Origin of the sequence: Apibacter sp. B3919 (assembly GCF_026537405.1) — a bacterium.
In the GTDB taxonomy this organism is placed as follows: domain Bacteria; phylum Bacteroidota; class Bacteroidia; order Flavobacteriales; family Weeksellaceae; genus Apibacter.
The window spans coordinates 176,299-188,590 of the sequence record NZ_JAFNMG010000001.1; the positions used below are offsets into that span (position 1 = coordinate 176,299).

Below are 12,292 nucleotides of genomic sequence, written 5' to 3' on the forward strand. Positions count from 1 at the left end.
TTTTCCTTAAGCATATTTTTAATATAAAGAAACTATATTAAATAATAAATTAATAATTTAACTAACCAATGAATGTTCGTTAAGCAAATACCTCATGCTATTGAAACATATTATAAAATTTAGTAACTTTGTAAACTTTAATAAGATATAAAAACATAAATTCCAAAAATAATTATAATCAACCCTATGATAAAGAAAAAAGCAGATAATACTACTGTTGAAGAAAAGTTGAGAGCATTATATGATTTACAAATCATAGATTCCCGCCTGGATGAATTGAGAAACTTAAGAGGAGAATTACCTATTGAAGTGGAAGATTTAGAAAACGATATAGCCGGATTGGAGAAACGAATAGGGAAAATGGAAGATGAAGTTGTTCATCTGAATAATGAGATTAAAGTAAAAAATGAATTAAACAAAAATTCAGAAGCTCAAATAAAAAAATATAAAGTACAGCAAGATAATGTACGTAACAATCGTGAATTTGAAGCATTAACAAAAGAAATTGAGTATCAAGAATTGGAAATTCAATTACAAAATAAAAAAATAAAAGAAATTAATGCTAAAATTGAGTTTAAAAAAACTCAGATAGAAGAACAACGTACCAAATTATCTAATTTCCAAGAACATCTTAAATTTAAAAATTCCGAATTGTCCAATTTGATAAAAGAAACTGAAAAAGAAGAAAATTTCTTATTGGAAAAATCGGAAGAATTTGCTTCTAAAATTGACGAAAGATTATTAAATAGCTATCGTCGTATTAGAAAAAGTTCTAAAAATGGTTTAGCTATAACCAGCATTGATCGTGGTGCTGTAGTAGGATCATTCTTTACCGTTCCTCCTCAAAAACAAGTTGAAATTGCTTCCAGAAAAAAAATTATTTTGGATGAACACAGCGGAAAGATTCTTGTTGATGAATATTTAGCAGGAGAAGAACAACAAAAAATGAAAGACTTATTAAAATAAGATACAATATCTTTTAAATAAAAAGGCCTATTTCAAGTGAAATAGGCCTTTTTTTATTTTAGATAAAGTTTTAATTGAAAGAGATTAAAATGTAAAGAAAATAATATTTAAACATAAAATAGTAAATATTTACACATTAAATCTTATTTTATATTTTATTTATAAAATATATTGGTCTACTATTTGACAATAATTAAATATTATAAAAAAAATAAAATAGGTTTTAAAATATTTTTATAGATTTGTTTATCGCAATAATAGGATAGCAAAGATTTATTTAAGGTTCTCTTTCATAAATCAACTATAATCCAAAAATAGTCATGAAAAAGAAAATAAATGAACTTATTGATCGATTAGAACTTCATCCAATCTGTTTGCCTATAAATAAAAAAGAATTAGAGCAGGTAGTAAAAATACTATTTTCCAAAATGTTTCCGGTCTGTGAGAGAAAAAATCGACGTAAAATAGAGCAAGAGCTTACATCCGTTTATAATATCTTATTGGAAAATATTTCCAAAATTATCAATACTAAGGCCGCAGAATCAATAGTAAATACTTTTTTTGATAAAATTCCTTCGATTCAGGAAGCACTATATAAGGATGCAAATGCCTTTTATAAGAATGATCCGGCAGCAGATTCATTGGAAGAAGTCGTATTAGCATATCCCGGTTTTTTTGCGTTGGCAGCTTATCGTATTGCCCATGAATTTCATAGGTTGGAGGTTCCTATAATACCTCGTATCTTTTCTGAATATGCACATGCTAAAGTAGGTATAGATATACATCCCGGAGCACAGATAGGAGAGAGTTTTTTTTTAGATCATGGTACGGGAACAGTCATTGGAGAAACAACCATTATCGGAAACAACGTTAAAATATACCAGGGAGTAACTTTAGGAGCTTTGTATGTAACCAAGAATCTGTCTAAAGTTAAAAGACATCCTACCGTTGAAGATAATGTAGTGATTTATGCAGGAGCTACCATTTTAGGAGGAGATACAGTTATAGGCCATGATTCAATTATTGGAGGTAATGTATGGATAACAAAATCCATACTTCCCTATACATTGGTGTATTATTCTTCGGAAATGAAAATTAAAACCGTGAAGGATTTCAAAGAACCTATTAATTACGTAATTTAAAACTTATAATAACCATAAAATTTCAAAAGCAAATCGTCATGAAAATAAATAGTATTTTAGAAGCCATAGGAAATACTCCCCATGTGAGATTACCCAAAATATTTCCCGATCATGAAGTATACATTAAACTAGAAAAACAAAACCCCGGAGGAAGTATCAAGGACAGAATTGCTTTGGCAATGATAGAAGATGCTGAAAAAAGAGGAGTTCTTAAACCCGGTGGAACCATTATAGAACCGACTTCTGGAAATACAGGAGTGGGATTAGCATGGGTTGGAACGGTTAAAGGGTATAAGGTTATATTAGTTATGCCGGAATCCATGTCAATTGAACGCAGAAGACTTGCAGCAGCTTATGGTGCTGAATTGGTATTGACTCCCAGAGAAAAAGGAATGAAAGGAGCTATTGAAAAAGCGGAAGAGTTACAAAAAAATACACCAAATTCATTTGTTCCTCAGCAATTTAAAAATCAAGCCAATCCTAAAATACATGCACAAACAACCGCTAAAGAAATTGTTCAGGATTTTCCGGATGGAATAGATGTTCTAATTACCGGAGTGGGAACCGGAGGACATATTACCGGAGTAGGCGAAGTATTAAAACAAAAATTTCCTTCTGTAAAAATCTTTGCAGTAGAACCCACTGAATCTCCTGTTATTGCAGGAGGAAATCCGGGACCTCATGCAATTCAAGGAATTGGTGCAGGATTTATACCGGAAACTTTAGATACAAAAATTCTTGACGGTTCCATACAAATTACAAAAGATGAAGCGTTTAGTTATGCAAAGCTTTTAGCTAAAAAAGAAGGAATTTTAGGTGGTATATCCACCGGAGCTTCTTTGGCTGCTGTTGCTAAAAAAATACAAGAATTGAATCTTCCTTCAAATGCTAAAATTTTAACATTCAATTACGATACCGGAGAAAGATATTTTTCCGTAGAAGGTTTATTTTAAAGCGTTTTAATCAAAAAAATAAATGCAAAAAAAATTCCGATAAATACTTATCGGAATTTTTATTTAAATTTTTTAGTTTTCTAAAAATTCTTTAATCTTTTGAATTTTATTTTGAGCATGGCTCAATTTGCTTTCAAATTCATCTTTAGAAGATAACGTATCTTGCACGGAGAAATAGAATTTAATTTTCGGTTCAGTTCCTGAAGGTCTACAAGCTAATTTAGTTCCTTTATCTGTAAAGAAAATTAATACATTTGATTTGGGAATATCGATTGGTGTTTTTTCACCCGTAATCAAATTTAAAGAAGTGGAGGATTGGTAATCATCTAGTTTAACAATTTTCTCACCTACTAATTCTTTAGGAGGATTACTTCTAAATTCTTCCATCATTTTCGCGATTTGTTCAGCTCCATCTTTACCTTTTTTAACGATTGAAACCAATTCTTCATAATAGTAACCTACTTTGGTGTATATTTCAATCAATTTATCAAATAAAGTTTTACCTTCATTTTTAGCTTCCTGAGCCGCTTCACAAGCAACTAAAATTGATGAAATGGAATCTTTATCGCGAACATAGTCACTTGGCATAAAACCGAAACTTTCCTCACCGCCGCAAATAAATTTTTCTTTACCTTCAGCTTTTCTAATCAAATCAGCAATCCATTTAAAACCGGTTAAACCAACTTTACATTCTACACCATAATATTTAGCTAAAGGGAAAAATATGTCAGAAGTAACAATAGTTGAACCGATAAATTGTTTACCGTCTATTTTACCGTTTTCTTTCCATTTTCCTAAAATATAGTCAGTAATAACCGTGTTGGTTTGATTCCCGTTTAAAAGTACTAATTTACCGTCTAAACCGCGTACGGCTACTCCTAAACGGTCTGCATCGGGGTCGGTACCGAATACGATATCAGCATTTTGTTCTTCGGCATATTTTAAAGCTAACGATAAAGCTTCCGGTTCTTCCGGATTTGGGGATTTTACAGTAGGAAAATCTCCATCGGGATTTTTTTGTTCCGGTACAATAAATACATTTTCAAAACCTGCTTCGGCCAAAGCATCAGGCAATATTTTTATGGAAGTTCCGTGTAAGGAAGTATAAACAATTTTTAAGTCTTTTTTACCTTTTAAATAGGAAGTATTTTCAACCGCGGCATGGATAAATTTTTTATCTTCTTCTTCCCCTAAATAGGTAATTTTGGAATCATCACCGTCAAATTTAATATCGGCAAAATCAACCGAACGAACCTCTTTTATAATAGCAGAATCATGAGGAGGAACAATTTGAGCTCCGTCATTCCAATATACTTTATAACCGTTATATTCCGGTGGATTATGAGAAGCTGTCAATACAATCCCCGCATCGCATTTTAAATTACGTACGGTGAAGGACAGTTCCGGTGTGGGACGAAATTCTTTATATAAATAAACATATATACCATTGGCAGTAAGAACATCAGCTACCAATTTAGCAAACGTGTCGCTGTTATGTCTCACGTCAAAAGCTATGGCTACTGTAATTTTTTTATCAGGAAATTGCTGATGCAGGTAGTTAGCCAAACCTTGGGTTGCTTGACCATAGGTATATTTATTCAACCGATTTGTACCTATACCCATAATTCCACGCATTCCTCCCGTTCCAAATTCGAGGTTTTTATAAAAAGCATCATCCAATTCTTTTGGATTAGAATTAATTAAGTTTTGTACAGCCTTTTGAGTTTCTTCATCAAAAGGAGGTTGTAACCATGTTTTTGCAATTTCTAATGAATTCATATAATAATAATGTTAATTTTATAATTATTTAAAATTGATAACCGCGAGATCTTTTTGTTGAATGTTCTTAGCGGGATTACCAATTACTGTTATTTTCGTATTGTCGGATATTCTTCCAACCAATTTGCTTTTTACATTAATTTCTGCAGTAGCAACATCGGAAAGCTCAACATTTGCTTCAGATACTTCTAAAAACGGCGCAGTAAAGTCACTTGTATCACTGGCATTTAAATGTAATGTATTACTAGTCCCTTTTAAATTTATCTTGGAAACATCGCTCACATTTACATTTAATTCATCGGTAATAACTGTGTTGGCTATAAGTTTAGAAACATCATTTAAATTAATGGATAATTTTGAAACTCGTAATTGAGAATTAATGTCAACATTGACAAGATCATGAATATCAAATGTTTCGATCTGAGGATTGTAAACATAGACATTATAGAGATCAGGATCTTTAACGTTATCGATTTCAGAGATAGTTAATTTTCCTTTGGAATCATCAATTTTTAAATTATCGATTAAGTTTTTATAAGATTCTATTACAATTCTCGGATTATTGCTGTCATATAAATAAATCAATCTATAGGAGCCATTGGCTAAAATTTCTTTTACAGGACTAATTTTAAGTTCCTTGGTGGTTACTTCTCCTTCTCCTTTAATAGAACGAGAACAAGAAAGTAAAACGATAGATAGTATACATAAAATGCTATAATGTACTAATAATTTTTTCATGTTAATTAATATTTAGATATTGTGAAACCGTATAATCATCTTTTTTTCCTCGTTTTAATTGTACGATTAATTCTCCTAAAAATCCGGCAATAAATAACAATGTACCTAAAATCATCATAGTTAAAGCTATGTAAAACAAAGGATCATTAGTAACCAATTGAGCAGGAATTTTTTTCCATACTTTTATCAATTTATTGATGCCTATCCAAGCGGAGGATATAAAACCGATAATAAACATTAAAGTACCAATAAAACCAAAAAAATGCATAGGTCTTGTTCCAAAGGTGGACATAAACCAAACGGTAATTAAATCTAAAAATCCGCGTACGAATCGATTGGCACCAAATTTTGATTTTCCATATAGTCGCGCTTGATGAGGTACTTCCTTTTCAGTTATTTTAGTAAATCCCTCATTTTTCGCTAATACAGGTATGTAACGATGCATATCGCCGTGTACGTCGATGGCTTTAGCTACTTCATTTCTATAAGCTTTTAACCCATTATTAAAATCATGCAATTTGACCCCTGAAGTTATTTGAGCGGCTTTATTAAATAATTTAGAAGGAAGGTTTTTTGTTAGAACATTGTCGTATCTTTTCTTCTTCCAACCGGAAACCAGGTCAAAACCATCTTCAACTATCATTTTCCTAAGTGCAGGAATTTCTTCGGGAAAATCTTGTAAATCGGCATCCATAGTTATGATTACTTCTCCTTTCACTACTTTAAAAGCAGCATTTAAAGCTTGAGATTTTCCGTAATTTTTAGCAAATTTAATACCTTTTACTTCCGCATATTGTTGGCTGAATTCTGAAATGATTTTCCAGGATAAGTCGGTGCTTCCATCATCTACGAAAATGATTTCATAAGTATAGTTTTCTTTTTCACATACGGCTTGTATGCGATTCAATAATTCTTGCAATGATTCTGCTTCATTGAGCAGGGGAATGACTATAGATAGTTGCATTAGGTTTTCTGGTTCTAAAAAATATTGACAAAAGTACGGATATTATAAAGTAAAAAAAGTATAGTACACTTAAAATAATGCAGGAATTTTTGATTGTGAAAAAAGATTCCTTTTCAGTTATTCTTGTTTGAATATTGTTTACGTATTCCTTATATTTTAACGTAATTTCTTCAGTTGGGTGTTCAATGGATGCATATTCGGAAGTAAGATTTTCCAACATTTTATTTAATCCTTGATTTTGCAGAAGTTGTTGCGCTTCTTGATCTATATAATTGAAAAACAAAGCTATAAAAAGTAAGGAAAGAGTACCTCCTATAAACATCGTCGTAAATGAATATTGTAAACAAGTTAGAAAAGAAAGTTTTTCATAATTAGTCAGTTTATATAGCAATAGTATCGATGCTAACGTATAAAGAGCAGGAAGAACAAAAAAATTTACCTGAATACTAATTATATAATAATTAAATCCTATAAAGTAAAAATATACAGCAAAAAATAAAATAAGAGTAATTGCTGCCAATAATAATCCGTAATGCGTAGGTTTATTTTTCATATCGATATGAAAGCAAATTTAACGTTTTTTGCCATAATCGAAAAAATATCCTTTATTTATGCTTATAAATCGATTAGATTCCAAAGAATAAAAAATATACACCTGCAGAAACTTTTTCAATGAAATTTTTTAAAAATTAAAACAGGTGTAATAAAAAATAATTAGCCGGATTGAAAAAAAGTGGTTTTTATCGTGTTAACGGATAATATTTATCATGGATGTATTTATCAATCCAAGAGTAAAAATTAATTAATTCTTTAGTATTAATTTTACCCTCATTTCTCCATTCATTAAGAAGTATGCCCGATTGTTCCAATATTTCATTTTCAATCGATATGAGTTTAGGATAAACCGATACTAAAGTAGGAACATGAATATAATCTGAACCTTCTCCTTTTTGTATGGGAAATAATTTCTTTTTTATTGTAGTGGCCCATTCATCCATTGGTGTCGAATTATTTGAATCAGCGGTTAAAACTTTGGGAAATATTTGATTGGAATTTAACCATAAAGGAATACATACAGAGCCCAACGAAGAACCTAAAATAGTCCAGGCAGTAGTTAGCAAAGGCGTTTCATTAGGTTTAACTCCCTGAATAACTACCACGGATGCTGTATAATAACGAGGTATAAAATCTCTGAAAGCTGAAAATTGCTCAGGATATTTAGACAAGTCAACTTTGGTCAAACCATGAACTAAAGATCTGGAAACATTTTGTAAAAAGTATTTCGGAGTAAGAGAATTAGTAAGAGAAGCCGAATATAACAATTCCTGTGCGCGAAGGAATCTACTATATCCTTTACCATCTTCAGGTTTGCCTGAAAAAGAATAATTCGTACGTATCAGATATCCAAACGGTGCCACATCAGGATTATTAGCGTCGTATTTAACAAATCCCTGATTTCCTGTTTCATAATAAGCAGCACCACCGTGTGCATCAATAACTCCGAAATTGGAACTTAAGCGCAAGGGCTTAGGAAGATTAGAAAGTAAGTTTTCAAAGTCTTCAAGAGTGGAACAAGTTTCCAGTGCAAGTCTTATTATTTCTCCATCTTGTCTTTGATCCTCTTTCAATTCAGGATAATTGAGGTTATAGCTGTCAGAATTCATGATGGCAAATCCGGCACTATTATGTCCGTTCAGTATATTTTTATTGTCTTTATCCTCGGGATTAGTCATTCCTATAAAAGAATATTTTCCACGATTGGAATAAACCATTCGACTATGTAGGGTGGTAGTGTCCCTGTTTTTATATAATAAAGGTCTTCCGTAAGGAGTGGCTTTACCGGATATCACGGCAGTAGTACAGCCGGATCCTATTGCCATTGAAAAAATTAAAATAGTTATAAGAAAATATTCTTTCATAGGTAAGATTTTAATTTATTAATTTTTCAATACTTTGTATAAGATCTTCTTCATCGATCAATCCTACTTTTTCCCATTGCGTTTTTTGGTTTTTATAAGCTATTAATTTTGGAAAACCATCTTTAATATAGGGTTTAGCTAAATTTTTATTTTCATCGCTGTTAATTTTGATAATTTTCACTTTGTTTTTATATTTTTCAGCTAAATTTTTAAACATAGGTTCCATTTTCAAACAAGGTCCGCACCACGGAGCATAAAAATCAATTAAAACTATGCGATCAGAAGAAATCATTTTTTTAAATTCTTCTTTAGATATTTTATCTTCGGCTTCACCCACCACCGGTAGATTTTCAGTTTTCCAAGCATTGATTCCCCCTTTAAGGTCGTATAGATGAGTAAACCCTAAGCTTTTTAGAGAGTCAACTGTTGAAGCGGAACGTTTTCCTGATCTACAATAGATCATGTATGTTTTAGAAGGATCCAGCTTACGAATTTTATCACTAAAAGAAGCATTTCTGTAATCTAAATCGATAGCATTTTTGATATGTCCGGTTTCGAATTCTTCAGGTGTGCGGACATCAATCAATATACTATTTGAATTTTTTAATTTTTGTAAAAAAACTTTGGGCTCTAAAACCGAATTCACTTGTGCGGATATATACCATCCAAAAAGTAAGTTAATGGTTAAAATAATTTTTTTCATGGTTTTATTATAATTATAGATTAAAATTTAATCGAGTAAAAATATAACGACCATTAAAACCAAATTGACTGACATATCGAGAATAAACGAATTGTCCTTGGTTACTGTTGGCTTTTTTGGCTACTTTTTCGGGGTAGCAATTAAACAAATTATTTGCTCCTACGGTAAGTTTTAAAAAATCAGTTAATTTATAGGCTATAGAAGCATCCGTAATCCATCTTGGATTATAGTATTGTTGATTTGAAAGTATATTAGAAGGTTCCGTTACGCCTCCAAAATAATTATTTCGCAAAAATAAGTTCAATTTTTGGATAGCATAAGTAAGTGAGATGTTAAATTTCTGGTTAGGAATTACATTTTCTAAATACACTTTACTGGAGTTGCTGAAATATATATCTTTTTTATCTTTTAATAAACGGGAAGTATGAATCGAACCCACTTGTTGAGTATAGGAGATCGTTCCGGCTAAATTTATAAATAGTTTTCCATTTCCTAAAAGAGTATTATAGGAAAGTACAGCATCTATACCTTTAGTTTCCGTGTCAACAGCATTGGCAAAAAATCGAGCTTTTTGAGCTCCTGCTTGTTGCAATATTTGATAAATTTCTTTTTCTGAAGAGGAACCGTTGGGATCTCCGCTAAACAAATCAGTATATACAATTTTATCATTAATTCGAGTAAAATAGCCGTCAAGGCTGAAATGGAATCTTCCAACCTTAGCCGAAAGTCCCGCACTCAAACTCCTGGATTTTTCCGGTTTGAGTTTGGGTATACCCAGAAGTTGAGCTACTTTACTGTCATTCGTAAAAGTTCCTACCTCATACATATTTCCGTTGACATATGAAGTCCCCGTACTGGAATAATAACGTTGTTGTAAGGACGGAGCACGAAATCCGGTACTTCCCGAACCTCTGAAATTAAAAGAATTGGAAATTTTGTAACGAAGAGCTATTTTACCGTTAACGGTCGATCCGAAATCATTGTAATATTCATATCTTCCGGCCAAGTCCACCAGGAAAGATTGGTTAAAATTGATTTCAACATCTGTATAAGCGGCCAGAGAGTTTCTTTGAGAGTCCGTTGCATTTTGCGGAGAAAATCCTGCATTTCCTTGTGCTCCGCCCGGTATCGGTGTTTTACCGTCCGGTCCGAATTTCATAGGTATAGTACCATTGATATCGGGTACGAGGGAAATACTGCCATCGGGATTGTCTATTTCTCTGCCCATAGCATAATTGTCATAAGAAGCTTCTTCACCGGCAATAATTTGGTATCTTTCATATCTGTATTCACCTCCCCATGCTATTCCTACTTCGGAAAGCCAATTAAATTTTTTTGACATATCTACATTGACCACGTTTTGTGTAAATTGTAGTTTTCCCCCACGGAAGGAGGTTGGAGACAGTTCGCCTAAAGAAGCATTTAACGTGTTTTTTGCTTTATTAGTAAATGTGTTTTGTCCGAAAGTATTGCTTACTTCCATTTTCCACCCGATGAACATTCCTTTTATCCCGAGAGTGGCAGATTTGTCATAAATGCTTACTTCTGCTTGGGGTCTAAAACCTAAGGGGTATATGGAAGGTACATTATTTTCAGAATTTGGATATCTGTAAAATTGAGAAGCAGTGCTGTTTCTATATCCGAAAATTCCAAAAGAATATACTTCCGTTTGAGTATTTAAGGGTAAAGAAGCATTATAAGCAACTTGCCCGTTTAATGCCTTAGATTGGCCGATAATTAAACTATAATCGCGACGATTGGTATGCGTAGTTTCTAAAAATTCATCGGTTTTATCTACAGGAACACCCGAAGTATACTCTTTATAAATACTACCTTGATACATTCCGCCTCTGTTTGTCGGGTTTCTTCGGTCGAATGTTGCCGAAAAGTTGATATATCCTCCTTTTTCACTCAATGGAATACCATAATTTAAACCCACCTGTACAGCTTCTCCATCTTTGGAAGTTTTACCTTGAGCGCTATTTTTACTTATATATTCTCCACCTGTAATTAATGCACTAAATCTATTAATAGAAGTTTTTAGGATAATGTTAATCACTCCCGCTACGGCATCACTCCCGTATTGAGCAGCAGCTGCGTCTCTCAATATTTCGATTCGATCAATTGATGAAACGGGAATTGAATTTAAGTCAGTACCGACTGTACCCTTACCAAAAGTGCCGTTGACATTTAATAAAGCAGAATTATATCTACGTTTGCCGTTTACTAAAACTAATACCTGATCCGGAGTTAAACCTCGTAAGGATATGGGATCTGTCATATCCGTTCCGCCTCCTAACGATTGAGTGGTAGAGGTAAATGAAGGTGCTACATAATTTAATATTTGATTGACACTGACTTGTGCTCCGTTTTCTGCTATTTTTTTAACATCAATAATATCTACCGGAGTGGGGGATTCCAATAAAGTTCTAGGTTTAGAGCGTGTACCCGTTACCACAACATTCTCAATCGTAAATGTTTTTATGGTAAAATCTACAATTTTTTGTTTTTCATTATTGATAGGTATTATTTCCGAAATTTCATCATGATCGGGCGTGGTAATAATAAATTTATATTTACCATTTGGAAGGGTGATTTCATACTTTCCATGAGCATCGGTTGATGTTTCCATACCTATTTCTTCCACATTAATTTGTGCTCCTTTTATTTTTTCTTTTTTATCATTTTGTACCGTTCCTTTAATAAGGGTTTGCGCAGATAGAAACGAATAAAAGATACTAATAACCGCTACCAAAGTCTTACTAGTTAATTTTTTTTTCATGAAAAATTAAAATAATTACTACACTAAAAATATTTCCTACTTAACAGGTAGGAATAATGTCAAATGTAAAAAATTTATTTTATATTATTATACCTTTATAATTAAAATTTTATATTATTTTATTATTATCAATATATGTAATTGATAATCAGCATTATATATCTATTTAAAATTAAATTATTTATTTAAATAATTTAATTTTAAATATTTGTAAAAAATATAATTATAGTATGTATTTATGGTAATAATAAATATTTAAATAATTTTATTCTTTTATTTAAACATGATATCCTTCCTGAAAAAAATGAGTATAATAAAGGAGTTAAAAATTTTTTATTCTTTTTTT

General features: G+C 31.8%; 10 protein-coding genes. 3 read left to right on the plus strand and 7 right to left on the minus strand.

The annotated features are described in order from the left end of the window. Window positions 1-189 precede the first annotated feature (189 nt). From J3U20_RS00795 to cysK, 3 genes are all read left to right on the plus strand, one after another. On the plus strand, window positions 190-966 hold the full coding sequence (locus J3U20_RS00795) for a zinc ribbon domain-containing protein (RefSeq protein ID WP_105298147.1): 777 nt from the start codon (window positions 190-192) through the stop codon (window positions 964-966). Window positions 967-1,286: 320 nt separating this feature from the next. Then, complete coding sequence (gene epsC, locus J3U20_RS00800; RefSeq protein WP_160543229.1) at window positions 1,287-2,108, plus strand: serine O-acetyltransferase EpsC; 822 nt, start codon at window positions 1,287-1,289, stop codon at window positions 2,106-2,108. 38 nt (window positions 2,109-2,146) lie between these two features. After that, the gene (cysK, locus tag J3U20_RS00805; protein WP_160543230.1) at window positions 2,147-3,061 is read left to right on the plus strand and encodes a cysteine synthase A; all 915 of its coding nucleotides are present in this window, start codon (window positions 2,147-2,149) and stop codon (window positions 3,059-3,061) included. Window positions 3,062-3,133: 72 nt separating this feature from the next. Here cysK and J3U20_RS00810 read toward each other — a convergent pair whose 3' ends face one another. The 7 genes from J3U20_RS00810 to J3U20_RS00840 all read right to left on the minus strand — a co-directional run bounded on the left by J3U20_RS00810 (window position 3,134) and on the right by J3U20_RS00840 (window position 11,946). Further along, window positions 3,134-4,840, minus strand: a complete 1,707-nt coding sequence (locus tag J3U20_RS00810) for a phospho-sugar mutase (RefSeq protein WP_160543231.1) — start codon at window positions 4,838-4,840, stop codon at window positions 3,134-3,136. A 24-nt stretch (window positions 4,841-4,864) separates the two neighbouring features. Next, complete coding sequence (locus tag J3U20_RS00815; RefSeq protein WP_160543232.1) at window positions 4,865-5,578, minus strand: GIN domain-containing protein; 714 nt, start codon at window positions 5,576-5,578, stop codon at window positions 4,865-4,867. A 1-nt stretch (window position 5,579) separates the two neighbouring features. Further along, window positions 5,580-6,542: a glycosyltransferase family 2 protein gene (locus J3U20_RS00820; RefSeq protein ID WP_160543233.1), complete on the minus strand. Its 963-nt coding sequence runs from the start codon at window positions 6,540-6,542 to the stop codon at window positions 5,580-5,582. Beyond that, on the minus strand, window positions 6,508-7,095 hold the full coding sequence (locus J3U20_RS00825) for a DUF4199 domain-containing protein (RefSeq protein WP_160543234.1): 588 nt from the start codon (window positions 7,093-7,095) through the stop codon (window positions 6,508-6,510). Before J3U20_RS00825 ends, J3U20_RS00820 begins: the two co-directional genes overlap by 35 nt. 187 nt (window positions 7,096-7,282) lie before the next feature. Next, complete coding sequence (locus tag J3U20_RS00830) at window positions 7,283-8,461, minus strand: carcinine hydrolase/isopenicillin-N N-acyltransferase family protein (protein WP_160543235.1); 1,179 nt, start codon at window positions 8,459-8,461, stop codon at window positions 7,283-7,285. A gap of 10 nt (window positions 8,462-8,471) precedes the next feature. Beyond that, entirely contained in the window at window positions 8,472-9,164 is a 693-nt protein-coding gene (locus tag J3U20_RS00835; protein WP_160543236.1) for a thioredoxin domain-containing protein, read from the minus strand. A gap of 13 nt (window positions 9,165-9,177) precedes the next feature. Next, window positions 9,178-11,946, minus strand: coding sequence for a TonB-dependent receptor (locus J3U20_RS00840; protein ID WP_160543237.1), 2,769 nt, complete (start codon window positions 11,944-11,946; stop codon window positions 9,178-9,180). Window positions 11,947-12,292: the final 346 nt, after the last annotated feature.